This window comes from Actinacidiphila cocklensis (genome assembly GCF_907177275.1).
GTDB lineage: Bacteria > Actinomycetota > Actinomycetes > Streptomycetales > Streptomycetaceae > Actinacidiphila > Actinacidiphila cocklensis.
The window spans coordinates 356435-378977 of the sequence record NZ_CAJSLV010000059.1; the positions used below are offsets into that span (position 1 = coordinate 356435).

Sequence of the window (22543 nt, forward strand, 5' to 3'; positions counted from 1 at the left end):
CGACCTCAAGGGGGTGGCATGTCCGTACAGGTGGGCAGTCCCAAGGTGCTCCGCAGTACCACCGACGCACCGCACGATGCTCTTCACGGCGAGGCCATCGACACCCGTACGCTGTCCCGCTCGCTCTTCCTGCGACTTGCGGAAGTGCCGGTGGACAGCCCGGAACGCACCTACGTACGCGACACGCTCATCGAGCTGAACCTCCCGCTCGTGCGTTACGCGGCGGCCCGCTTCCGCAGCCGCAACGAGCCGATGGAGGACATCGTCCAGGTCGGCACGATCGGCCTGATCAAAGCCATCGACCGCTTCGACTGCGAGCGCGGGGTGGAATTCCCCACGTTCGCGATGCCGACCATCGTCGGCGAGGTGAAGCGGTTCTTCCGCGACACCTCCTGGTCGGTCCGGGTACCGCGACGGCTCCAGGAGCTGCGGCTGGCCCTCACCAAGGCCAGCGACGAGCTGTCCCAGCGGCTCGACCGCTCGCCGACCGTGGCGGAACTCGCCCTGTGCCTCGGCGTGACCGAGGAGGACGTGGTCGACGGCCTGGCCGTGGGCAACGCCTACACGGCCAGCTCGCTCGACTCCCCGCCGCCCGAGGACGACGGCGGCGAGGGCACCCTCGCCGACCGGCTCGGCTACGAGGACACCGCACTCGAAGGCGTCGAGTACCGCGAGTCGCTCAAGCCACTCCTGGCCCAACTGCCGCCGCGTGAGCGCCAGATCATCATGCTGCGGTTCTTCGCGAACATGACGCAGTCGCAGATCGGCGAGGAGGTCGGCATCTCCCAGATGCACGTCTCCCGGTTGCTGACCCGCACACTGGCCCAGCTGCGCGAGGGCCTGACCGCAGAAGGATGACGTCGGGACGGAGTGGTCGGGCGCCTTACTTCAGGGCGAGGGCGACCACTCCGACAATGACGACCAGCGCGACGACCAGTCCGATGATCAGCCCGGTACGGGGTCGGGCCTGCGCCCGCTGCACCTCTGCGGCCGGCTGCTGCTCATCGACGAAGGCCCGGAACATCTGGGTGCTGCCGGCCGGGTCGTAGTTGTTCTCAGGGTTGTTCGACATGCCGCCTGACCCTAGCGTGTCAGCGGAATCCCCCGCACCCCCCGTGGCGTGCACCACAGCCGGCCCACAGAACTTGCCGTATACAACCATCTGGTCCTATGGTTGCTTCAGGCAATTAAGTGGAGGCCTGATGGCGACCCCGTCGACCCGGAGCGACGCGCTCCCCGACAACCCCGGCAACGCCGGGACGACAGCGAAGACCAGCACCCTGCCCGACCCGTCGGGTGGGGCGGCCATGTCTCACCGGCAGATCATGGAAGCCCTCTCCGGGCTGCTGCTCGGGCTCTTCGTGGCGATCCTGTCGTCGACCATCGTCTCCAACGCCCTGCCACGCATCCTCGCCGACATCGGCGGCGGCCAGAGCGCGTACACCTGGGTCGTGACCGCCTCGCTGCTCGCCGTCACGGCCACCACCCCGATCTGGGGCAAGCTCTCCGACCTGTTCAGCAAGAAGCTGCTGATCCAGCTCTCGCTGGTGATCTACGTTCTCGGGTCCGTCGTGGCCGGCTTCTCCACCAGCCCCGGGATGCTGATCGGCTGCCGGCTGGTCCAGGGCGTCGGCGCGGGCGGGCTCTCCGCGCTCACCCAGGTGATCATGGCCGCGATGATCTCGCCCCGCGAGCGCGGCCGCTACAGCGGCTACCTGGGCGCCACCTTCGCCGTCGCCACCGTCGGCGGCCCGCTGGTCGGCGGCGTCATCGTCGACTCCGCGCTCGGCTGGCGCTGGTGCTTCTACGTCGGCGTGCCCTTCGCCGTCATCGCGCTGATCGTGCTGCAGAAGACGCTGCACCTGCCGGTGGTCCGGCGAAAGGTCACCATCGACTGGGCCGGCGCCTTCTTCATCACCGCCGCGGTGTCGCTGCTGATGATCTGGGTGTCGCTGGCCGGCCAGAACTACGCATGGCTGTCGTGGCAGTCGTACGTCATGGTGCCCGCCGCCGTCCTGCTCGGCTTCGTCTTCCTCTACGTCGAGTCGCGGGCCGAGCAGCCGATCGTGCCGCTGCGGCTGTTCCGCAACAAGACCATCACCCTGACCTCGCTGGCCAGCCTCTTCGTCGGCGTCGCGATGTTCGCCGGCACGGTCTTCCTCAGCCAGTACTTCCAGCTGGCCCGCGACTGCACCCCCACCATGTCGGGCATCATGACGATCCCGCTGATCGGCGGGCTGTTCGTCGCCTCGACGGTCACCGGCCAGATCATCACCCGCACCGGGCGCTGGAAGGCCTTCCTGGTCGCCGGCGGCCTGCTGCTCACCGCGGGTTCCGCGACGCTCGGCCTGATCCGCTACGACACCCCGTACTGGGAGGTCGCCGTCTACATGGCGCTGCTCGGCCTCGGCGTCGGCATGATGATGCAGAACCTGGTCCTCGCCGTGCAGAACCAGGTCTCCACCGCGGACCTCGGCGCCGCCAGCTCGCTGGTGACCTTCTTCCGCTCGCTCGGCGGCGCGGTCGGCGTCACCGCGCTCGGCGCCGTCCTCGGCAACCGCGTCACCCACTTCGTCTCCGACGGCCTGGCCGCGCTGCACGTCAAGGCCTCGGCCGGGGACAGCGGCGGCATCCCCGACGTCGCGACCCTGCCCGCGCCGGTCCGCGGTGTGGTCGAGAGCGCGTACGGGCACGGCATCGGCGACGTCTTCCTCTACGCGGCGCCCTTCGCGCTGCTGTCCTTCCTGCTGGTCGTCTTCGTCAAGGAGGTGGCCCTGCGCACCCACAGCGGTCTGCAGCAGGCCGCACCGGGCGCGGCGGCCGAGGAGTGACGGCAGCAGGGCATTGATTCCCGTCCACCCGGCCTGCGTCCCCTGCGGAGAGGTCCAGGCACGGAGGTGCGGGTAGGGCCTGGACACCAGGCCCCGGGTACCGGCGACGGCGGAGGCAGGGGACGGCCGACGCCGCCGCCGGTACCCACTCGCTCTTCCCCGGGCGGCCCGCCCCCTCATGCCGGTCGGCCTGACCGCGTGCGCGCGGGGGCGCGACGTAGAGTGCGGGCATGGCTCCCAACATCGCCACGAACACCGCGGTATCGCGGGAAGAGCTCCTCGACTTCGTACGCCCGAGGCACCGGGCGATCCTCCTCACCACCCGCGCGGACGGGCGCCCTCAGGGCTCGCCGCTCACGTGCGGGGTCGACGACTCCGGGCGCATCGTCGTGTCGACCTACCCCGAACGCGCCAAGACCCGCAACGCGCGGCGCGACCCGCGGGTCAGCGTCGTCGTCCTGTCGGACGAGTGGAACGGGCCGTGGGTGCAGGTCGACGGCACCGCGGAGGTGCTCGACGTGCCGGAGGCCGTCGAGCCGCTCGTGGAGTACTTCCGCAACATCAGCGGTGAGCACCCGGACTGGGCGGAGTACCGCGAAGCGATGCTCCGGCAGGGCAAGTCGCTCATCCGGATCACCCCGGAACGCTGGGGTCCCCTCGCCACGGGCGGCTTCCCCGCACGTCTGGCGTAGCCCTGCGCCCGGGTCCTCCCGCCCTGCCGGGCTGGGCCTGCTCCGGGACCTTCCCCTGCTGGGTGACCGGGCTCGCCGTCGCCTGGGGCCCCGCGCCCCTGGAGAACGGTCGTCCTCCTCGCAGAGGGCGGGCCGTCAGGGGCGCGGGGAACTGCGGGGTCAGGACAGGTCGTAGACCGTGGTCGAGCCGACCGTCTTGGCCGTGTACGTGGATTCGACCCAGGACGTGATCGCGGAGGCGGCTCCGGAGCCGCCCATGCTGCCGCCGCCCATGCCTCCACCACCGATGAAGTAGTGGATGCGGCCCTCGGCCACGTACTTCTTGAACTGGGCCAGCGTCGGAGACGGGTCGCTGCCGTTGAAGCCGCCGACGGACATCACCGGCTCACCGCTGGCGAGCTGGTAGCTGGCCTGGTTCTGCGAGCCGACCGCGGCGGCGACCCACGTGTAGTGGCCGGCGTCGGCCTTGAGCAGTGCCGTCATCGCGGAACCGACCTGGGCGCCGTTCAGCAGGCCGCCCATACCGCCGCCACCGCCACCACCGAAGCCGCCTTCCCCGCCGCCGGGGAAACCGCCCGCGAAGCCGCCCCCGGTCTGGCCGCCCTTGCCGGGAAGCTGCCCCTGGCCGGGGAACTGACCCTGGCCCTGGCCCTGCCCGGGAGCCTGTCCCTGGCCACCAGGCGCCTGGGCGGTGCCACCGGCTCCGGGGGCACCGGGGAACGTGCCGTTGCCGCCGCGCATGGCCCCGCGCGGGCCACCGCCGCCTCCTCCGGGGAAGCCGCCGGAGGCCACTGCGGGTCCTGCCGTGATGATGGAGCCCTGGTGCGGAGTGGCCACCGTGTCGAGGGTGTAGGCCACGGGTCCGCCGAGGGACGCCGCAAGGCCGAGCACCGCGGCCGCGCGGCCCAGCGCGGCGAACCGCACGTAGGGCGCCGCGATGAAGGCCACCGCGGCGGCGATGCCGACGACCAGGACGGCGTACCGCAGCCAGGGGTGCCAGGACGGGGAGCGGTCGAGCAGGACGTAGGAGACCGCCCCGGTGCCCGCGGCGGTCGCGGCGAGCACGACGGCGCCGAGCGGCGAGCGGCGCCGCCGCCACACCAGCACCGCGCCCATGCCGGTGACCGCCGCGATGTACGGCGCCAGCGCGATGTTGTAGTACTGGTGGAAGATCCCGGACATGAAGCTGAAGGTCACGAAGGTGGCGAGCAGCGAGCCGCCCCACAGGAGGAACGCGGCCCGTTCCAGGTCGGTGCGCGGCGCGCGCCGGGTGAACCACAGTCCGGCCAGCAGCAGCGCGAACGCGGCCGGCAGCAGCCAGGCGATCTGCCCGCCCATGTCGGCGGTGAAGAGCCGGCTGATGCCGGTGGCGCCCCACATGCCGCCACCGCCGCCCGGGCCGCCTCCGCCGCCGACGCTGCCGGTCTCGTTGCCGGTGATGCGGCCGAAGCCGTTGTAGCCGAAGGTCAGGCCGAGGAAGCTGTTGTCCTGGGAGCCGCCGATGTAGGGGCGGGAGGACGCGGGCCACAGCTCGACGATCGCCACCCACCATCCGCCGGCCAGCAGCATCGCACCGCCGGCGTAGAGGAGTTGCAGGAGCCGGCGGCGCAGCCGGGTGGGCGCGCAGACCGCGTAGACGACGGTGAGCACCGGGACGATCAGCCAGGCCTGCAGGGTCTTGGTGAGGAAGGCGAGGCCCAGCAGAGCACCGGCGGCCAGCAGCCACCTGGTGCGGGCGTCCTCCAGGGCGCGCTGCACGCTGTAGAGCGTCGCGACCATGAGCAGCGCCAGCAGCGCGTCGGGGTTGTTGAAGCGGAACATCAGCGCGGCGACCGGCGTCACCGCGAGCACCGCACCGGCGACGAGCCCGGCGGCGGCACCGAAGCGGCGGCGTACGGCCGCGTACAGCAGCGCCACCGTGCCGACGCCCATCAGCGCCTCGGGCACCAGGATCTGCCACGAGCCGAGGCCGAAGAGCCGCACGGACAGCGCCATCGGCCACAGTGCGGCCGGCGGCTTGTCGACGGTGATGGAGTTGGCGGCGTCCGAGGAGCCGAAGAAGAAGGCCTTCCAGCTCTGGCTGCCCGCCTGGACCGCCGCGGAGTAGAAGGAGTTGGCGTAACCGGACGCGCCGAGGTCGTACAGGTAGAGGACCAGCGTGCCGAGCAGCAGGGCCAGCAGTGCGGGCCTCGCCCATGCGGGGTCGTCGGGGCGGCCGCGCCAGGTGCGCCGCCCGAGGGAGGCGGCGGGGGCGGCGGGCGCGTGGGTCAGCGCGGTCATCGCGCACTCCTGTCGGAGGTCGTGGGGGAAGGCTCGGGGAAGACCCAGGCCCGGAAGAGCAGGAAGCGCAGCACGGTCGCCGCGAGGTTGGCCGCGACCAGCACCGCCACCTCGCTGCCGTGCGAGGGCGCGCCGGTCGCGGTGTGCAGCGCGGCGAGCGAACCGCTGGTCAGGGCGAGGCCGATGGCGAAGACCACCAGGCCCTGTGCCTGGTGCCGCATCGCCCGGTCGCGGCCGCGCACCCCGAAGGTGAGCCGCCGGTTGGCTGCGGTGTTGCCCAGCGCGGACAGCAGCAGGGCCAGCGCGTTGGCGACCTGGGAGCCGGTGCCGGTCCTGAAGAGCGAGAAGAGCGCGAGGTAGACCAGGGTGCTCAGCACCCCGACGACGCAGAAGCCGACCACTTGGCGGGCAAGTCCCGCGGGTACACCGGACAGTTCGCGGTCGCGCGGGTCGTCGCCGAAGGGGCGGCGCAGCCGGTCGAGTGCCAACTGCCCGGTGGTGAGCGCCCGTCCGACCCGCCACACGCCGCGCAGGTCGTCGGTGGCGGTCCTGACGATGTCGACGCTGCTGTCGGGGTCGTCGACCCAGTCGACCGGCACCTCGTGGATGCGCAGGCCCGCGCGTTCGGCGAGCACCAGCATCTCGGTGTCGAAGAACCAGCCGCTGTCCTCGACCATCGGCAGCAGCCGCTGCGCCACGTCGCCGCGGATCGCCTTGAAGCCGCACTGGGCGTCGGAGAAGCGGGCGGCGAGCGAGCCGCGCAGGATCAGGTTGTAGGCCCGCGAGATGAACTCCCGCTTCGCGCCGCGCACCACCCGCGAGGAGCGGGCGAGACGGGAGCCGATCGCCAGGTCGGAGTGCCCGGAGATGAGCGGGGCGACCAGCGGCAGCAGCGCGTTGAGGTCGGTGGACAGGTCCACGTCCATGTACGCCAGCACGGGCGCCTCGGACGCCGTCCAGACGGTGCGCAGGGCGCGTCCGCGGCCCTTCTGCTCCAGCCGGAAGCAGACGACCTCGGGCAGTTCGTCGGCCAGCGACTTGGCGACCGCGGGGGTCAGGTCGGTGCTGGCGTTGTCCGCGACGGTGATGCGGAACGGGTAGGGGAAGGTGGCGGAAAGGTGGGCGTGCAGGCGGCGGACGCAGGTGCCCAGGTCGTCCTCCTCGTTGTACACGGGAATGACGACGTCCAGCACCGGGGTGCCGGTCGCAAGCGTGGCGTCCGCGACCGGCAGGTGCTGCCGGGCGGGCAGGTTGCCGAGTGGGCTTCGCATACTCCGAGACTCGGCAAGTGCCCTGTCACGACGATGTGCTGAGGCTGGGGACGAGCTGTGAGCCGGCCGGGGGCAGTGTGACGGTGAAGACAGTGCGGCCCGGCTCGCTGGCCAGAGCGACGGTGCCGCCGTGCGCGGCCACCACGGAGTGCACGATCGCCAGGCCGAGGCCCGTACTGCCGGCGGAGCCGGTGGCGCGGGCGCGGGAGGCGTCGCCGCGGGCGAAGCGCTCGAAGACCACCGGCTGCAGCTCGGCGGGGATGCCGGGGCCGTCGTCCTCCACCTGGAGCCGTACGCCGGACGGCTCCGCGGCGACCCGGGCGGTGACGGTGGTGCCGGGCGGGGTGTGGGTACGGGCGTTGGCCAGCAGGTTCGTGAGCACCTGGTGCAGGCGCTGCGGGTCGCCGTGCACGAGGGCGGGGTCGTCGGGGAGGTCGAGCCGCCACACGTGCCCGCCGCCGGCCGCGCGCGCGTCGCTGACCGCGTCGACGACCAGCGGGGACAGGTCGGTCGGCGCGGGGGACAGTGGCCGGCCCGCGTCGAGCCGGGCGAGCAGCAGCAGGTCCTCGACCAGGGTGGTCATCCTGGCGGCCTCCGACTCGATACGCCCCAGCGCGTGCTGGGTGTCGCGGCCGACGGGTTCGTGGCCGCGGCGGGTGAGTTCGGCGTAGCCGCGGATCGAGGCGAGCGGGGTGCGCAGCTCGTGGCTGGCGTCGGCGACGAACTGCCGTACCCGGGTCTCGCTCTCCTGCCGGGCGTGCAAGGCCGAACCGACGTGCCCCAGCATGCGGTTGAGCGCGGCGCCGACCTGGCCGACCTCGGTGCGCGGGTCGGTGTCGGAGTCCGGGACGCGGTCGATCAGCGCCACCTCGCCGCGGTGCAGCGGGAGTTCCGAGACCCGGGTGGCGGTCGCGGCGACCCGGCGCAGCGGGTGCAGGGCGATCCGCATCAGCGCGGCACCCGCGAGGCCCGCGGCGACCAGTCCCGCGGCCGACACGGACACCTCGACCCACATCAGGGTCGACAGGGTGTCCCGCGTGCCCTTCGTGGACAGCCCGACCAGCACGGTGCTGCCGTCGGTGTAGGGCCGTGCGGACTCCACCCGGAAGCCGCCGAGCCCGGGCACGTCCAGGGTGTGCGGACGGCCGTCCAGCGACACGTGCGCGAAGGCCGCGGCCTGTGCCGCGGTGAGCGGCGCCGCGACCAGGCCGCCGGAGCCGGTGGACCCGGTGGCGCTGACCGAGGCCTGCCCGACGCTGCCGCCGGCGGTGACGACGGCGCCGACGGTCTCGCCGGGCTGCCCGCCGCCGATCAGGAAGTTCAGCGGGATGTTCCCGGGCCCGTTGCGGCCCACGTCGCCGGGTCCGCCGGGTGCGCCCTGGGGGCCGCCGTGCGGGCCGGCCGCGCGGGCGGCCAGGTCGCGCACCTTGCCGTCCAGCTGGCCGTAGAGGAAGTCGTGCAGCGCGAAGATGGTGACCGCGCCGATCACCGTGCAGACCACGGCGACCAGCGCCACGCAGGACGCGACGAGGCGGCGGCGCAGCGACCACGTCGCACTGCGGCCCCGCAGCCGCAGGCGCGGCAACGTCACGCCGGCTCCCCCGGCTTGATCAGGTAGCCCGCGCCGCGCCGGGTGTGGATCATCGGCGGGCGCCCGACGTCGATCTTGCGGCGCAGGTAGGAGATGTACAGCTCGACGACGTTGGCCTGCCCGCCGAAGTCGTAGGACCACACGCGGTCCAGGATCTGCGCCTTGCTCAGCACCCGGCGCGGGTTGCGCATCAGGTAGCGCAGCAGCTCGAACTCGGTCGCCGTCAGGTGGATGTTGGCGCCGCCGCGGCTGACCTCGTGGCTGTCCTCGTTCAGTACGAGGTCGCCGACGGTCAGCAGCGACTCGTTGCGCACCGCGGCCGCGCCGGAGCGGCGCAGCAGGCCGCGCAGCCGGGCGACGACCTCCTCCAGGCTGAACGGCTTGGTCACGTAGTCGTCGCCGCCCGCCGTCAGCCCGGCGATACGGTCCTCGACGGCGTCCTTGGCGGTCAGGAAGAGCACCGGCACGTCCGGGGTCTCGCGGCGCAGCCTGGCCAGCACTTCGAGGCCGTCCATGTCCGGCAGCATCACGTCGAGCACGACCGCGTCGGGCCTGGACTCCCGGGCGGCCCGCAGCGCGCTCGCGCCGTCGCCCTCGGTGCGCACCTGCCACCCCTCGTAGCGCAGGGCCATCGACAGCAGGTCGGCGAGCGGCGTCTCGTCGTCCACGACGAGCACGCGCACCGGCGAGCCGTCCGGACGTGCCAGGTCGGCGGCGGGTGCGGCGGGGTGCGCGGCGGGTGCGGTGGGTGTCGTCGTCATGCGCACCAGCCTGTGCGCAGGCTATGAGAGCAGTCTTTCCCGATTCTGTGAATCGTCTGAGAAAGCGCTTCGCGCGGCTTGCGAGGCGCCCCTCCCGGACCGCCCGGGGGTCAGCGGAGGGTCGTGAAGGCCGGTGCGAGGGCGTCGCGCAGGTCGGCGGGTATGCGGTAGTGGAGCGCGCTCATGCCCAGCGCGAGGGCGGCGTCGACGTTCTCGCGCGAGTCGTCCACGAACAGGCAGCGCTCGGCGGCGACCCCCGCGTACTCGACGGCGATGGCGTAGATCCGCGGATCGGGCTTGGCCACCCCGACCCGGGCGCTGCTGACCACGTGGTCGGCGAGCTTCGCGAGCCCGAGCCCGGCCAGGTCGTCCTCCAGGGAGACCGAGGCGTTGCTGACCAGGACCAGCGGCAGCCCGGCCTCCTCGCGCACCCGGCGCAGCAGCGCGACGACCTCCTGGTCGGCGGCGAAGGGCGACCCGGGGAGCGCGACCGCCAGCGGTCGGGCCGCCGCCGCGTCGAGCACCCCCTGCTCGGCGAAGCCCGCCGTGATCGACTCCACCCACTCCCGCGGGGTGATCGCCCCCAGCAGCAGCGGCAGCACCACCTCGGGCGCGAACGCGATCCGCGCCGTGGTGCCCTCAGGCAGGCCCGCCGCGCGCTCCAGGGCGGTGAGCGCGGCGGAGTCGTAGTGGCGGATGACGTTGTCGATGTCGCACAGGACGGCGTCGAAGGGGCGCGATGGCGCGGTGGCGGTCACGGTCCCTGCATAGCACCCCGCGCGCCGCCGCGGGGGGTGAGCGTCGCCACGTCGGGGCCGACCGCCGCGGCCGCGGCGTCAGGCGGCCGGCGCCACCATGCTGTCCAGCACCTCGTCCAGCGGGGTCGCGGTGACGCCCAGCTTCTCGGTGGTCGCCGTCGCGTCGAGCAGCAGCGGGCGGTTCAGCAGGTAGAGCACCTCGGGGAATTCGGCGGTGACCGAGTCGGCGCGGGCCGCGGCCGCAAGCTCCGCCTCCGTCATCAGGACCAGCTGCGGCGCCGGTGCACCGGCCCTGGCGGCGAGCCGGGCCGCCAGGCCGCGCACCGGCAGGTCGGAGGTGGGCGGTACGTGCCAGGCCCGCCCCCAGGAGTCCTCGTGCCGGGCCGCGGCCACCAGCGTGCGGGCCACGTCACCGGCGTAGCACCAGCTGTGCGGGACGTCGAGGTCGCCGGGATAGGCCGCGGGCCGGCCGGCGAGCACCTGGTCGCCGACCAGGATCGTGAAGGGGGAGTAGGCGCCGCCGCCCAGGAAGTCGCTGGCCCGCACCTCGGTGACGCGCGCCCGCCCCGCCTCGTGCGACGCCAGCGCGTCCCGCCACATCCTGGCCCTGACCTCGCCCTTGACGCTGCTGGGCGCGAGCGGCAGGTCGTCGGTGAACGGCCCGTCGACCGGGCCGTAGCCGTACAGGTTGCCGAGCATCACGTAGCCGGCCCCCGTCGCCTCGGCCGTGCTGAGCAACGACGCGGCCAGCGGCGGGAATTCGGTCGGCCAGCGGTCGTAGGGCGGCATCGCGCAGTTGATCAGGACCTCGGCGCCCGCGGCGAGGGCGGTCAGGCGTACCGGATCGCTCGCGTCGGCGGCGACCCGCTCGATACGGGGGTGGTCGGGACCCGAGCCGCTGCGGGTGACCAGCAGGACCCGGTCGCCGGCCTCGGCGAGCAGGACGGCGACGGCCGAGCCCGTGGCGCCGGCCCCGACCACGACAGCGGTGTTGACGTGCTGCGACACAGTGTTCGCTCCTCATCGGTGGGTGCTTCGCCCTCCACCCTCGGCGACGGGCCGCCGGTAGGGTAGTGGCCCGGATGCCAAACCTACGGAGGTTCGGGCCATGGCTGTCCCCGTCCCCGCTGCCGCCCGCCCACGACGGGACTCCGCCCCGATCCGGGTCGCCGTCCTCGCGGTGCCGCCGGTCACCGCCTTCGACCTGACCATCCCCGACCTGGTGCTCGGCGAGCTGACCGTGGGCGGCCGGCCCGGCTACGACGTGCGCGTCTGCACCGCGGAGCCCGGCGGCCCGGTCACCGCCGGCGGCGGCCTGCAGATCGCCGTACCGCACGGACTGGACGCCGCCGCCGAAGCCGACACGGTGATCGTCACCGGCACCGCCGCCCGCGACGACGACGTCGACCCGCGGGTGCTCGACGTGCTGCGCACGGCCCATGGCGCCGGGCGGAGGGTCGTGTCGATCTGCACCGGTGCCTTCGTCCTGGCCGAGGCGGGCCTGCTCGACGGCCGCCCCGCGACCACCTACTGGGCGAAGTCCGCCGAATTCCGCGCCCGTTACCCCCGGGTCGAGCTGCGGCCCGGCGTGCTCTACGTCGACGACGGCCGCGTCCTCACCTCCGCCGGGCTGTCCGCCGGGATCGACCTGTGCCTGCATCTGATCCGCACCGACTACGGCGCCGCGACGGCCAACGCCGCGGCGCGGCTGGTGGTGGCCGCCCCCGTACGGCCCGGCGGGCAGGCGCAGTTCATCGACAGCCCGCTCCCGCCGGAGAACGGCACCTCGCTCGCCCCCACCCGCGCGTGGGCGCTGGCCCGCCTCGACCAGCCGCTCACCCGCGCCGACCTGGCCGCCCACGCCCGCACCAGCGTCCGTACGCTGACCCGCCGCTTCCACGCCGAGACCGGTCTGAGCCCGCTGCAATGGCTGCTGCACCAGCGCATCAACCGCGCCCAGGAGCTGCTGGAGACCACCGACCTCCCGATCCCCCAGGTGGCCCGGCTCAGCGGCCTGTCGACCCCCGACTCGCTGCGGCACCACCTCGCCCGGCGCACCGGCCTCGCCCCCTCGGCCTACCGCAACGCCTGGCACCACCCGGTTGCCGCGGGCGCCCCGAGGCGGTCCTGAGAAGTCCCCCGGCACGCTCCCCCCGCCCCCCGGCGCCCCGTCTTCTCACCCGGCCGCGAGGTCCACCCGCCAGTCGTTCGACGTCATCCAGCTCCCCTTCGGATACTCGAACTCGACCTCCCCCAGCAGCTCGAACCCCGCCTTGCGGCACACCGCGTTCGAGGCCGGATGGTCGGCCCCAGGGAACGCGTGCAGATACCGGTGCGCTCCCGCCTCACGTGCGGCCACGACCACGGCCCTGGCCGCCGCCACGGCCAGCCCCCGCCCCTGGAACTCCGGCAGCACCTCCCAGCCGGTCTCCCACACCGTCCCGCCCCGCCACTCCCGCTCCCAGAAGCCGACCGACCCCGCGGTCTCCCCGCTCCCGGCGAGCACGACCCGGAACATCCGCCCTGCCGCCAGCTCCAGATACCGCCGGTGCCGCCGCTCCAGCTGCTCCGCGCTCTCCGGCCCCCCGAGATGCTCCGTCATCTCCACCGCGTTGGCCCGCTCCAGCAGCCAGAAGTCGCCCTCCGCCCAGCCGACCAGTTCCACCGCCACCCCGCGCACGTCGTCCATACCGACCACCGTAGAGCGGGGGTCTGACAACCGGCCCTCACCAGGCCCCCACCGTGCCCTCACCCGACCGTCGCCCACCCGCCGACCCGTACCGACAGGTCCGGTCCCGCCGTCGCGGTGACCGCCGACGGGACGCCCAGCGAGTCGCCCATCTCGGCGGTGACACCCGGGACGCCCCTCCCCGCGAGCCAAGCGGCCAGGCAGGCAGTGCTGTTGGCGTTGGCGATGTCCTCGGGCACGCCGATGGACGGGGCGAACATCCGGGCCGCGAGGCGGCCGCCCGGCCCCGCCGGCGTATGGACGTAGCAGCCCAACAGGCCGAGCCGGTCGCAGACTTCACGCAGGCTCCGCTGGTCCGGGTCCAGCCCCCTGAGGACGTCCCGGCCCGCCACGGGGAGCAGCAGCCGGGGCCGCCCGAGCGAGGCGACCTGCGCGCCTTCCAGGAAGCCGCCCGCCGGCGTACGGCGGAAGGCCGCGCGGACGAGCCCGGCCTCGTCCTGCGTCGCCGCCCGCAACTCGACCTGGCCGGTGCGGAATTCGGCCAGGTAGGCCCCGCCGTCCCGTACCGCCCGGCCGTCGAAGGCCCGCCCGCCGACCCGCAGCGCCACCTCGTACGCGCCCGTCGCGCCCCGGCCGCGCGCCCGCTCGGCGAGATGGGCGAGCGCGGCCACCGTCCCGTGCCCGCAGGCCGGCAACTCCCCCTCGGCGGTGAAGAACCGCAGCGCGGCGCCGTCGCCGTCCTCTGCCACGAAGACGGCGTGCGACGCCCCCGACCGCCGGGCCACCGCCGTCCGCTCCTCGTCGCTCTGCCCCGCCTCGGCCAGGACCGCGGTGGGGCTGCCGCCGCGTCCGTCCCGCCGGCACGCGTGCACCATCGTGACGTCCGGTTCGCGCATTCCCATGCCGGGATCGTAGGCCGCGGCGCCTCAACCCCCGGAGCCCCCGGCGTCCTCGGCGTCGTCCTCGGTAAGCAGGCGGGCGACCTCCCCGGCCGTCCAGTGGCCCGCCGCGCCCGGGCGGGACGCCAGGTAGCCGGCGATCGCGCCCGCGTCCCACGCGCCCGCCTCCAGCAGCCCGGCGGCGAGCTCCCGCACGTAGGCGGCGGAGGGCTTCGTCCACTCCACGTCGGCGGCCGACCACGGCGCCGTGAACGTCAGCAGCGGGACGCCGTCCAGGTCGCCGGGATGCACCAGCGTCTCGTACCGCCCCGGCCCGAGCCGCGCCCTGCCCCGCGCGAGGGCCGCACCGAGGTCGAGGTCCGGGCCGGGCGGCCGGTACATCTCCTGCGCGGCGATGTCGGAGAACTGCCCGGCGGTCATCAGATGCGCCCGAGCCCACACGGTGCCGTCCGCGGCCGGGTCGTAGAAGGCCCGGCCGCCCTTCCACACCGGCGACTCGGTCGCGAAGTACAGGACCCCGGGCAGTTCGACGGCCGCGGAACGCACCGGCATGCTGCGGTCCCGGGCGCCCGGGTACGTACGGCCCCCGCGGGGCGGGCGCCCGCCGGCCAGGTAGCAACGCAGCCGCCGCACTGCCATGTTGGAGCCGTACGCCACGTACCAGACCCGCCCGCCGGGCGGCACCTCCGCGCCGGGCGGCCCGCTCCTGTGCATAGCACGAGCGTAACGACGCCCTGCTCTCGGTGCGGCTCGCACCCGCGGCCCTGAAAGAGTGAAAGCGTGCTTCTGCCCCCAGAGAGAACCCTGTTCGTCCGCGGCGACACCCCCCTGCTCCTGCTGGCCGACGCGCCGGTCCACGACGTGCTGCCGCTCCTGGCCGCGCCCGGCGAGGCGGTGCCGGTGTGCGAGGGGTGGAGCATCGTCCCCCGGCTCACCCTGTGCGTCGTGGACGGCCCGGGGGACCACGGCCTGGTCATCCCCGCCTTCACCGCGCCCGTCCTGGACGCGGCCGACACCGTGCCGGGCGACATGGCCGGCTGGTGCGCGGACGCCGAACGGGCCGGCGGGGCGGTGGTCCTGTCCATGGACCGCCTGCCCGAAGTGATCGACTGGTCGGCCCTGCTGGCCCCCGGCACCTCCCGCGGCGGCTTCCTGCCCGCCCCGGCCTGACCCGTACCGGTCCCGGCGAAGGTTCCACGAAGGCCCGAAGTGCCCCGCAGATGAACCCGATCGAGTACCACTGGCGCCCGACACGCCACCATGAGCAGCTTCAGAGGCCAAATGCCTCTAACAGGAGGATTATGGCATTCTTCCCAGCCTTCTTCACATATTCGGAGACATCATGCGCTCTGGCATCAGCCCGACACGGGACACCACGGCGCCGGCGTCCTGTCCCGGTCAAAGGTCACCGGCTGAAGTGCGGGTGGAGGAGCGGCAGTTCACTTTCGAGGGCTTCACCTACCACTGCCGCGTCGCGCACGCGGGGAGTCCCACGACCGAGCCGCTGGTGCTCCTGGGCGGCTCCTCCCAGAACCGCTACGCGTGGCTGCGGCACGAGAAGTGGCTGGCCGCGTACGCCACGGTGATCACCGTGGACCTTCCGGGCTACGGCGAGGCGGACTTCCTCCCCGCAAGCCACGGCATGGACTTCCTCGCCGCGAACGTACGCCACATGTTCGAGGAGCTGGACGTGCCCCGGGCCAACCTCGTGGGCAGCTGCTTCGGTGGGGCCATCGCCCTGCGTTTCGCCCAGCACTACCCCGGCTACGTGGCCAAGTTGGCCCTGGTGGGGATGACCAAGGTCATCCCCGACGACTACGCCACCGCGGTGCCGCGCTGGGCGCGCATGCTCGAACTCGGCGACCGCGCCCAGATCGCCACCGAACTGGTCCAGCGGTTCATGTCTCCCCCCGGTACCGGCGCGGTCCACAAGCACCAGGCGGTCTCCCGGCTGCTCTACGGACAGTTCATGGCACAGTCCGAGAGCGACATCCTGAAGTCCGTGGAGCACAACACCCGTCTGATGAGCCACGACTGGTACAGGGACGAGCCGGTGCCCGCCGTGCCCGCCCTGGTGTGCACCGGTGAGTACGACACCCTCTGCACGCCCGCGATGGGGCGTGACGTCGCCGCCGTGCTGCCGGCCGCCGCCTTCACGACCATCAAGCACGCCGACCATCTGGCCCCGGTCGAACGGATGCCGGAGTTCTGCGACTTGGTCACCCGTTTCTGCAGCGACCAGCCGCTCACCGACCTGCCGTACACCAACCCGATCGAGTGGATGGGCACGACCAGGTGCCCCGACCCCAGGGAGGGCGGCGACGTCGGCGGAGGGACCGGGGACGTGCGCGGCGTGCAGTAGTCGGGGCGGGAGCGGTCCCGAGCCCGCAAGGGCCTGGGGCCGGTCCCCCGTCGGATCACGGTCGTGGACACGCCCCGTGCCCGTGGAGCGCCACCCGCGCCCGCCTGCCGTCCGTACAAACGAATGAGCCGGCCCCGTGGGACCGGCTGGACGAGCAGGAATCCATGGACGCGGCTGCCCGGATCGGCCGCCGTGGTCCGGGCCGCGCAGACCTCCGCGCGGCTCAGCGCGAGGTGTCGGGAGCGGTGAAGCCCTCGGGCGTCGGCGCGTTGTTGGAGCAGCCTACGACGGCCCCTACCTGCGTCGTCCCCGGCTGCCCCACCCCGGCCTGAGGCGTCCTCAGCACGTCGCGCCCTTCGTGGGTGCAGTCCTGCTGCTGCTGGACGTGGAAGGTGCCGTCCGAGGTCGTGAACGTGTTGTCGGTCTTGGAGACGCAGGTGACGCCTCCCTGCGCGTCACTCGTGCAGTTGCCGGACGGCGCTGCGGCGTAGGCGTGGCCGATGCCTACGCCGGCCATGGACAGGCCGCCCAGGATCCAGGAGACGGCGACGATCTTCTTCTTGGTCAGCATGTGCGGTTCTTTCGCGGTCGGTGTCGGACGGGGGCCTGGGGGATTCGGGGAGGACAGGCCCCGGTGCCGCTGTGCGGCAGGGATCCGGGGCCCGTCCCGTACTTGCTCAGCCGGACATCGCTCAGAAGGCGCTGTTGCTACAGCCCATCTGCGAGCCGAGCTTGGAGGACTGGGCACCAGGGCTGCCCTCGCCGCCGAGCCCGTTGCCCAGCACGCCGTTGAGGACACCGACCTCGCCGAGCACGTCGAGGTTCAGGTCGTGCGACCCGCACTTGGTGCTCTGCGACACCTCGTACTTGCCGAAGTCCTGGCCGTAGTCGCCGGCGGACGCGGTGCCGACGCCGAGGAGGCCGATGGTGCCGAGCATGGCCGCCACGGTCGCCGCCTTGTAGAACTTGAGCATGTGCCCTCCGCTGTTCGAATGTGGGATGCGCGGTGTGCAGCAGTCCCGCCGCCGGGCTTTCGCGCCGCTCGGCGACTGATGCACGGTGATGCTGGTGGAGCGGGGCCGTACGAGGGTGTCGGAGCCGGTCTCTCACAAGACCCGTGTCCGGTGGCTTTCTTGAGGTGACGCGGTCTGCGACCCACACCCGTCGGCTTCCGCATGCCCCGCCGTGCCGCCCAGGGGCTCAGGCGGCACCGCGAGGCAGAAGGGAGGCAGTGACGCGGCAGGCCACGTGTGCGCGGCCCGCCGCTCATGCGTCCCCGATGTCAGTTACCGGCTGCCGGCGCTCAGAAGGCGGTGTTGCTGCAGTTCATCTCCGAGCCGAGCTTGGTGGACTGGGCGCCGGGGTTGCCCTCGCCGTTGAGCCCGTTGCCCAGCAGGCCGTTCAGGATGCCGACCTCGCCCAGAACGTCGAGGTTCAGGTCGTGCGACTTGCACTCGGTGCTCTGCGACACCTGGAACGAGTCACCGCCGTGCTCCCCGGCGAAGGCAGTACCGGCGCCGGCGAAGCCGATGCTTCCGAGCATGGCCGCGACGAGGGCTACCTTCTGGATCTTGCGCATTTTTCTTCCTCCGATGGGTGAAAACGTTGCACCTGGGACAGAGCGTCCCAGACGGAGCCAAATGTAGCCAAGAGTGGCCGTAGTTGAGGAAACGCCGCGCGGGTCAGCAACTGGGTACGAACTGGGCCATCCAGCCGATGCCGGCTCACGAACCCCCACGCCACAGGGGGGGCCTGCCGCCACCTGGGCGATAGCGAACAGGCCACCGCAACAACCCCGTTGGCTCAATACCCGGCAAAATGCCCCCGGGGAGTGACCCCCGGGGGCATGACGGGCGCGTCAAGCCGGCCTCGCGCTAGTCGCCGAAGGCGTTGTTGATCTGGGTGCAGGTGTCACCGTGGGTCTGGGAGTCGCCGAGGATGGCGATCGGGACGTTGGCCTGGAGCACCGTCTGCGGGCTGCACTCCTGGTACGGGCGGAAGATGTTGTACTGCTCCTGCGGCGCCGACTGGGGGGCACTCTGCAGGACGGGCCCGAGCGGAGGAGCCTGCGGGAGGGTGACCGTCGGCGACACCTGCGGAGAGATCTCCGTCCCCTGCGGAGTCTGGGGCTGGCCCTGCGAGGCAGCCTCCGTCGTCTGCGGGGCCTGCATCTGACTCTGCGGGGCCTGCGCCTGGTCCTGCGGGACCTGCTGCACCTGACCCTGCGGAGCCTGCGCCTGGTCCTGCGGGACCTGCTGCACCTGGCCCTGCGGAGCCTGCGCCTGGTCCTGCGGAGCCTGCTGCACCTGACCCTGCGGAGCCTGCGCCTGGTCCTGCGGAGCCTGCTGCACCTGACCCTGCGGAGCCTGCATCTGGCCCTGGGGAGCCTGCGCCTGGTCCTGCGGAGCCTGCATCTGGCCCTGGGGAGCGACTTCCGTGCCCTGCGGAGCCACCTGACCCTGCGGGGGGGCAGCCGGGGTGTCCGCGAGGCTGACGCCGGCGCTGAAGGCGGTGAGCCCGCCGACCGCCATGGCCACGACGGCCAGTTGCTGGAGCTTGCGCATAGTGTCTTCGGTCCTTCGGTCCAAGAACGGAAGGTCTATTACCCACCGTAAGTGGACGCATGCTAACAGTAGTCTTGCGCCCGGTTTCTGCCTCTCTGCACCTTGCGCGAGGCGCTTTCCCCTGGCCCTGGCGGGCGGTTGACGGCCTACCTGACTGCGGGCTGACGTGCGCTCACGTGCGGCGTCGAGGCTGTCGGCGCAAGTGCCGAACCGGTCGTGGCCATTGCGGTGCGGGCGCCGGGCGACGCCCCGGTACGCGTCGGCACCGGAGGTGCGGGCGTTGACGACGGCCTGATCGCCGCCGCGTCGCTCCGTCCCGGCGGGTGATCCGGGCCGCCCCTGATGGCCCTGTGCGCCCCCCGGAAGAATCCGCTCTCCGCGGCCGGGTCGCGCTCCGGAAACCGTCACAGGCCATGGGCGCCGGCCGGCCGGAGTGGCCGCGCCCTTCGCTGCCGCACAACACGAAAGAGCCCCGCTCCGGGTGACCCGGGCGGGGCTCTGACCTGCTGTGCACTCGGCAGGATTCGAACCTGCAACCTTCTGATCCGTAGTCAGATGCTCTATCCGTTGAGCTACGAGTGCGAGGCTGCTTCGCGGCGTTTTGGGCCGGTCGGCGGCTTGCGGTGACAACATTACATGAGGTGGGGCGGGAGGTGAAATCGGTAAAGGCGGCGGGTGCGGGGAGGGGGCGGGAACGGGGAAACCCCGCCGTCCAGAGGGACGAGCGGGGTTCCGGAGTGGTGGCGGAGGCGGAGGGATTTGAACCCTCGATGGACGGTAAAGCCCAAACCGCATTAGCAGTGCGGCGCCATAGACCGGACTAGGCGACGCCTCCTGGGTGCGACCCGGGTGAGCGGGCGCGTGTGCAGATGATGACACAGCCCGCCGGGCTGCGACCAATCGCAGACTACGGTACAAGGCCGCCGGTCGGCAGGGCAAAGGGGTTGACCCCGGCGGGGCGGGGGAAGCGGGGCGCGGACGGCGGGCGGCACGCCCACGAACGGGTGGAATGCGCGGGTTACCGGGTTCGCCCGCGATAAGGAGGGGCATGCCTCACACGAGTTCACGCCGCGCCCCCCGGGCAGCGTCCCGGATCCGCCCCCGCCTCGCCTGGTACGCCCTCGCCGCCACGTCCGTCTGCACCCTGCTCGCCGCCGGGTCCGCAGGGGCCGTCGGGCTGCCCCGGCCGGGCATCGCCGCCCTCGGCGACCGGCTCACCGTCGAGTACGACGACGGTGGCGGGCGTACCGTCACGCGCTCGCTGACCTGCGGCTTCACCATGACCGCCGACGATCAGGACGCCTGCGCGCAGCTGGTGGAGCTGGGCGGGCCGCTGGCGCCGGTACCGGCCGGGCAGATGTGCTCGATGATCTACGGCGGCCCGCAGACCGCCCACGTCACCGGCGTCTGGGACGGCGAGGTCGTCGACGAGACGTACCGCAGGACGGACGGCTGCGAGGTCGCGCGCTGGAACCGCATGGTGCCCACGCTGCCCTCGCCCGTCGGGGGCGACGACGGCGGCCGGCGCATGCTCGCGACCTGAGCCGGTCACCCGGACGGCGGCACCGGACGGCGCCGAAGGCAGCGTCACGACCAGCGCCACGACCAGCGCCACGAAGAGCGCCGAAGCAGCTCCGCGCCCCACCAGTGACACACACCACACAAACCCCCCACATATCCGAACCTCTATACGCACAGCCCCACATGGGCATCCGCAGCCGCGCGCGGAGACCCGACCCGTACACTCGGTCTAGTGACATGGCCCGGGGGTGGCGGCAAGATGGGCCGCCCGTAACAACAGCCGACGGCGCCGGCGGGAGTACGCCGTGCGCGGCTAGCCACCCGGGACGAGAACAGAGCGGAAACCAGAGAGGACGCGTCTCGTGAGCAGCAGGCCATCCAGAGGCGCTGCTCGCCTCGCCTCCATACTCGACGCCCTGCCCGACGCCCTCCTGCTGGTGGACGTCAACGGCACCGTGGTGAATGCCAACGCCATAGCGCTGGAGACCTTCGAGTCGCCCGGCACCGCCCTGGTGGGGCGCGGCCTGCTCGACCTGCTGCCGTCCTTCGACTCCAAGCGCATCCCGGGCTCGATGCGCAGCCCGCGCGAGGCGGCGGAGGACACCAGGACGAAGCCGACCAGGATGGTGGCGCGGCGCACCGACGGCACGGACTTCCCCGTCGAGGTGACCAGCGCCAACCTGGAGAACGGCCGCACCCCGTACGCCGACTACGGCGACGGCGTGCCGCACTACACCGGCGACGAGCTGCTCATGCTGGTGGTCCGCGACCTCACGGGGACGATGGACACCGAGGCCGAACTGGCCCGCCAGCAGCGGCAGACCGAGATGATCCTGCGGGCCGCGGCCGAGGGCGTGGTCGGGGTCGACACGGCCGGCAAGGTCGTCCTGGTCAACCCGTCGGCCGCGCAGATCCTCGGCTACCGCGCCACCGACCTGGGCGGCAAGGAGCTGCACCCGCTGGTGCACCACTCGCGCCCGGACGGCAGCGCGCTGGCGTACGAGGAGACGCCGCTCGCCGACACGCTGCGCAGCGGGCGCAAGCACCGGGTGCGCGGGCAGGTGCTGTGGCGCAAGGACGGCCGGCCGGTACCGGTCGACCTGACGACGGCGCCGGTGCGGGACGGCGACCAGCTGGTCGGCGCGGTGATGACCTTCACCGATCGCACGGCCTACGACGCGCTCGCCGCCCGCAGCGGCCAGCTGAGCGCGCTGCTGGACACCTCGCTGCGCGGGCCGCTGGCCGAGCTGCGGGGCGAGCTGACCGGGCTCGCCGCCGACCCGGCGGGGCAGCTGTGGCCCGAGGCCAACCAGATCCTGCACCACCTGTCGGCCGGCTACGCCCGCATCACCACCCTCATCGACAACGTGCTGGCCTTCCAGCGGCTCGACCGCGGCGAGGACAAGCTGCACCGCGAGGACGTCGGGCTCGACCACGTCATCGCGGCCGCCGTCGAGGGCGCGACCGAGCTGATCGGCCCGGGCCGGGCGCAGTTCGCGGTGCACGCGCCCCCGATCGAGGCGGCGGTGGACGGCGAGCGGATGGCGCAGGCCCTCGCGCACCTGGTCGCGGACGTCGCGGGCGTCGACTCGGCGGGCAACGCCATCGCCTACACCGGCGACTCCACGATCGTGGTGGCCGCGGCCCTGCGCGGCGACGTCATACGGATCGACGTGCGCGGCCCGCACGCCGGCGGCGACCCGGTGCATCTGCCGCTGGCCCGCGGGATCGTGGAGCGCCACGGCGGTGTGCTGCAGACCCACGAGGTGCCGGGACAGGGCAGCGCCTACGTGCTGGAGGTGCCTGCCGGCAAGGGCAACGGCAACGGCGTTCCGCGGCAGGCCGCCGCCGAAAGCGCCGCCGACCAGAGCGGTTCGCGTCCGGCCGGCGGTTCGCGCCTGGCCGACGACGCCGACCGGCCCCGCGAGTCGGACACCACCGTGATGCCGCTGCCGTCCGAGCCCGCCCGGGGTACGCAGGGCCAGGCGCAGGCCCAGGTTGCGGCCTCCGCCGCCGACCGCAACCAGCAGGCCCCGCAGGACGGAGCGCCGACCGGGCGCCGGCGTGCGCTGCGCCGGCCCGAGGGGCGCCCCGCCCCGGTCGAGGCCGCGCCCGCGCCCACACCCGCACCCCAGCAGCCGACCGGTCGCCGCAGGGCGGCCCGCAGCGAGGAGCCGCAGGACCAGGGCCGACCGCAGGGCCGACCGCAGGACCCCGCGCCGGGCCAGGCGCAGGAGCTCGACCCGGCGCCTGACCGGGCCGAGCTGCCCGCCGTCCCGATCCCCAACGCCCTCCCGCCGGCCGCCGCCGACGCCTCCCCCGAG

The 22543-nt window shown here is 73.1% G+C and carries 21 protein-coding genes, 2 tRNA genes and 1 pseudogene; 8 read left to right on the top strand and 16 right to left on the bottom strand.

Annotated elements, in window-relative coordinates; translation table 11 throughout:
• The first annotated feature begins 18 nt into the window (after nucleotides 1-18).
• Complete coding sequence (locus NFU81_RS20925; protein WP_251492131.1) at nucleotides 19-858, top strand: RNA polymerase sigma factor SigF; 840 nt, start codon at nucleotides 19-21, stop codon at nucleotides 856-858.
• 25 nt (nucleotides 859-883) lie between these two features.
• Here the strand turns inward: NFU81_RS20925 and NFU81_RS20930 are convergent, their stop codons facing one another.
• Nucleotides 884-1072 carry a hypothetical protein gene (locus NFU81_RS20930; protein ID WP_251492133.1) on the bottom strand — a complete coding sequence of 63 codons (189 nt, stop codon included), beginning with the start codon at nucleotides 1070-1072 and terminating at the stop codon, nucleotides 884-886.
• A 235-nt stretch (nucleotides 1073-1307) separates the two neighbouring features.
• On the opposite strand from NFU81_RS20930, the pseudogene NFU81_RS20935 reads away from it, so the two are divergent.
• Together NFU81_RS20935 and NFU81_RS20940 are read left to right on the top strand one after the other, a co-directional pair.
• Nucleotides 1308-2822: pseudogene (locus NFU81_RS20935) on the top strand (MDR family MFS transporter); the annotation flags it as partial.
• 239 nt (nucleotides 2823-3061) lie between these two features.
• A complete protein-coding gene (locus tag NFU81_RS20940; RefSeq protein ID WP_251492135.1) occupies nucleotides 3062-3523 on the top strand; it encodes a PPOX class F420-dependent oxidoreductase in 462 nt (153 codons plus the stop codon).
• Nucleotides 3524-3682: 159 nt separating this feature from the next.
• Here NFU81_RS20940 and NFU81_RS20945 read toward each other — a convergent pair whose 3' ends face one another.
• The 6 genes from NFU81_RS20945 to NFU81_RS20970 form a co-directional block, all read right to left on the bottom strand.
• A complete protein-coding gene (locus NFU81_RS20945) occupies nucleotides 3683-5803 on the bottom strand; it encodes an ArnT family glycosyltransferase (RefSeq protein WP_251492137.1) in 2121 nt (706 codons plus the stop codon).
• Entirely contained in the window at nucleotides 5800-7074 is a 1275-nt protein-coding gene (locus NFU81_RS20950) for a bifunctional glycosyltransferase family 2/GtrA family protein (RefSeq protein WP_251492139.1), read from the bottom strand. Before NFU81_RS20950 ends, NFU81_RS20945 begins: the two co-directional genes overlap by 4 nt.
• A 25-nt stretch (nucleotides 7075-7099) precedes the next feature.
• A complete protein-coding gene (locus tag NFU81_RS20955) occupies nucleotides 7100-8665 on the bottom strand; it encodes a HAMP domain-containing sensor histidine kinase (protein WP_274036955.1) in 1566 nt (521 codons plus the stop codon).
• Entirely contained in the window at nucleotides 8662-9426 is a 765-nt protein-coding gene (locus NFU81_RS20960; protein WP_274036954.1) for a response regulator transcription factor, read from the bottom strand. The genes NFU81_RS20955 and NFU81_RS20960 overlap by 4 nt, the downstream gene beginning before the upstream one ends.
• A gap of 110 nt (nucleotides 9427-9536) precedes the next feature.
• A complete protein-coding gene (locus tag NFU81_RS20965; protein ID WP_251492141.1) occupies nucleotides 9537-10184 on the bottom strand; it encodes an HAD family hydrolase in 648 nt (215 codons plus the stop codon).
• A gap of 78 nt (nucleotides 10185-10262) precedes the next feature.
• Nucleotides 10263-11192 (bottom strand): NAD-dependent epimerase/dehydratase family protein, encoded by a 930-nt coding sequence (locus tag NFU81_RS20970; protein ID WP_251492142.1) that lies wholly within the window; start codon nucleotides 11190-11192, stop codon nucleotides 10263-10265.
• A gap of 100 nt (nucleotides 11193-11292) precedes the next feature.
• On the opposite strand from NFU81_RS20970, the gene NFU81_RS20975 reads away from it, so the two are divergent.
• The gene (locus NFU81_RS20975) at nucleotides 11293-12315 is read left to right on the top strand and encodes a GlxA family transcriptional regulator (protein WP_251492143.1); all 1023 of its coding nucleotides are present in this window, start codon (nucleotides 11293-11295) and stop codon (nucleotides 12313-12315) included.
• Nucleotides 12316-12360: 45 nt separating this feature from the next.
• On the opposite strand, the gene NFU81_RS20980 is transcribed toward NFU81_RS20975, so the two are convergent.
• The 3 genes from NFU81_RS20980 to NFU81_RS20990 are packed head-to-tail and all read right to left on the bottom strand — an operon-like array spanning nucleotide 12361 to nucleotide 14486.
• Nucleotides 12361-12873 (bottom strand): GNAT family N-acetyltransferase, encoded by a 513-nt coding sequence (locus NFU81_RS20980; protein WP_251492144.1) that lies wholly within the window; start codon nucleotides 12871-12873, stop codon nucleotides 12361-12363.
• 59 nt (nucleotides 12874-12932) lie between these two features.
• Nucleotides 12933-13775: a PhzF family phenazine biosynthesis protein gene (locus NFU81_RS20985; protein WP_251492145.1), complete on the bottom strand. Its 843-nt coding sequence runs from the start codon at nucleotides 13773-13775 to the stop codon at nucleotides 12933-12935.
• 24 nt (nucleotides 13776-13799) lie between these two features.
• Nucleotides 13800-14486 carry a histone deacetylase gene (locus NFU81_RS20990; protein ID WP_251492146.1) on the bottom strand — a complete coding sequence of 229 codons (687 nt, stop codon included), beginning with the start codon at nucleotides 14484-14486 and terminating at the stop codon, nucleotides 13800-13802.
• Nucleotides 14487-14552: 66 nt separating this feature from the next.
• Between NFU81_RS20990 and NFU81_RS20995 the strand changes: the two genes are divergently transcribed.
• The gene (locus NFU81_RS20995) at nucleotides 14553-14942 is read left to right on the top strand and encodes a hypothetical protein (RefSeq protein WP_251492147.1); all 390 of its coding nucleotides are present in this window, start codon (nucleotides 14553-14555) and stop codon (nucleotides 14940-14942) included.
• 247 nt (nucleotides 14943-15189) lie between these two features.
• Nucleotides 15190-16134: an alpha/beta fold hydrolase gene (locus NFU81_RS21000; protein ID WP_251492148.1), complete on the top strand. Its 945-nt coding sequence runs from the start codon at nucleotides 15190-15192 to the stop codon at nucleotides 16132-16134.
• A gap of 223 nt (nucleotides 16135-16357) precedes the next feature.
• Here the strand turns inward: NFU81_RS21000 and NFU81_RS21005 are convergent, their stop codons facing one another.
• The 6 genes from NFU81_RS21005 to NFU81_RS21030 form a co-directional block, all read right to left on the bottom strand.
• Nucleotides 16358-16705 (bottom strand): hypothetical protein, encoded by a 348-nt coding sequence (locus tag NFU81_RS21005; RefSeq protein WP_251492149.1) that lies wholly within the window; start codon nucleotides 16703-16705, stop codon nucleotides 16358-16360.
• A gap of 121 nt (nucleotides 16706-16826) precedes the next feature.
• Nucleotides 16827-17108, bottom strand: a complete 282-nt coding sequence (locus tag NFU81_RS21010; RefSeq protein ID WP_251492150.1) for a hypothetical protein — start codon at nucleotides 17106-17108, stop codon at nucleotides 16827-16829.
• Between the two features lie 329 nt (nucleotides 17109-17437).
• Complete coding sequence (locus tag NFU81_RS21015) at nucleotides 17438-17713, bottom strand: hypothetical protein (protein WP_251492151.1); 276 nt, start codon at nucleotides 17711-17713, stop codon at nucleotides 17438-17440.
• A gap of 295 nt (nucleotides 17714-18008) precedes the next feature.
• Nucleotides 18009-18698: a hypothetical protein gene (locus NFU81_RS21020; protein WP_251492153.1), complete on the bottom strand. Its 690-nt coding sequence runs from the start codon at nucleotides 18696-18698 to the stop codon at nucleotides 18009-18011.
• Between the two features lie 509 nt (nucleotides 18699-19207).
• Nucleotides 19208-19280, bottom strand: a tRNA-Arg gene (locus tag NFU81_RS21025).
• A 159-nt stretch (nucleotides 19281-19439) separates the two neighbouring features.
• Nucleotides 19440-19533 (bottom strand) — tRNA-Ser (locus tag NFU81_RS21030).
• Between the two features lie 213 nt (nucleotides 19534-19746).
• On the opposite strand from NFU81_RS21030, the gene NFU81_RS40845 reads away from it, so the two are divergent.
• Both NFU81_RS40845 and NFU81_RS21040 read left to right on the top strand, forming a co-directional pair.
• Nucleotides 19747-20241 (top strand): SSI family serine proteinase inhibitor, encoded by a 495-nt coding sequence (locus NFU81_RS40845; protein WP_274036950.1) that lies wholly within the window; start codon nucleotides 19747-19749, stop codon nucleotides 20239-20241.
• 340 nt (nucleotides 20242-20581) lie between these two features.
• A partial coding sequence (locus tag NFU81_RS21040) for a PAS domain-containing protein (RefSeq protein ID WP_251492157.1) occupies nucleotides 20582-22543 on the top strand: 1962 nt, incomplete at its 3' end.

What these genes read in the sequence shown, in the direction of transcription:
- NFU81_RS20925 (WP_251492131.1), top strand. Translation starts at nt 19, where the DNA reads ATGTCCGTACAGGTGGGCAGTCCCAAGGTGCTCCGCAGTACCACCGAC.
- NFU81_RS20930 (WP_251492133.1), bottom strand. Translation starts at nt 1,072, where the DNA reads ATGTCGAACAACCCTGAGAACAACTACGACCCGGCCGGCAGCACCCAG.
- NFU81_RS21010 (WP_251492150.1), bottom strand. Translation starts at nt 17,108, where the DNA reads ATGCTCAAGTTCTACAAGGCGGCGACCGTGGCGGCCATGCTCGGCACC.
- NFU81_RS21005 (WP_251492149.1), bottom strand. Translation starts at nt 16,705, where the DNA reads ATGCTGACCAAGAAGAAGATCGTCGCCGTCTCCTGGATCCTGGGCGGC.
- NFU81_RS20960 (WP_274036954.1), bottom strand. Translation starts at nt 9,426, where the DNA reads ATGACGACGACACCCACCGCACCCGCCGCGCACCCCGCCGCACCCGCC.
- NFU81_RS20950 (WP_251492139.1), bottom strand. Translation starts at nt 7,074, where the DNA reads ATGCGAAGCCCACTCGGCAACCTGCCCGCCCGGCAGCACCTGCCGGTC.
- NFU81_RS20985 (WP_251492145.1), bottom strand. Translation starts at nt 13,775, where the DNA reads ATGGGAATGCGCGAACCGGACGTCACGATGGTGCACGCGTGCCGGCGG.
- NFU81_RS20980 (WP_251492144.1), bottom strand. Translation starts at nt 12,873, where the DNA reads ATGGACGACGTGCGCGGGGTGGCGGTGGAACTGGTCGGCTGGGCGGAG.
- NFU81_RS40845 (WP_274036950.1), top strand. Translation starts at nt 19,747, where the DNA reads ATGCCTCACACGAGTTCACGCCGCGCCCCCCGGGCAGCGTCCCGGATC.
- NFU81_RS20945 (WP_251492137.1), bottom strand. Translation starts at nt 5,803, where the DNA reads ATGACCGCGCTGACCCACGCGCCCGCCGCCCCCGCCGCCTCCCTCGGG.
- NFU81_RS21015 (WP_251492151.1), bottom strand. Translation starts at nt 17,713, where the DNA reads ATGCGCAAGATCCAGAAGGTAGCCCTCGTCGCGGCCATGCTCGGAAGC.
- NFU81_RS21020 (WP_251492153.1), bottom strand. Translation starts at nt 18,698, where the DNA reads ATGCGCAAGCTCCAGCAACTGGCCGTCGTGGCCATGGCGGTCGGCGGG.
- NFU81_RS20940 (WP_251492135.1), top strand. Translation starts at nt 3,062, where the DNA reads ATGGCTCCCAACATCGCCACGAACACCGCGGTATCGCGGGAAGAGCTC.
- NFU81_RS20990 (WP_251492146.1), bottom strand. Translation starts at nt 14,486, where the DNA reads ATGCACAGGAGCGGGCCGCCCGGCGCGGAGGTGCCGCCCGGCGGGCGG.
- NFU81_RS20975 (WP_251492143.1), top strand. Translation starts at nt 11,293, where the DNA reads ATGGCTGTCCCCGTCCCCGCTGCCGCCCGCCCACGACGGGACTCCGCC.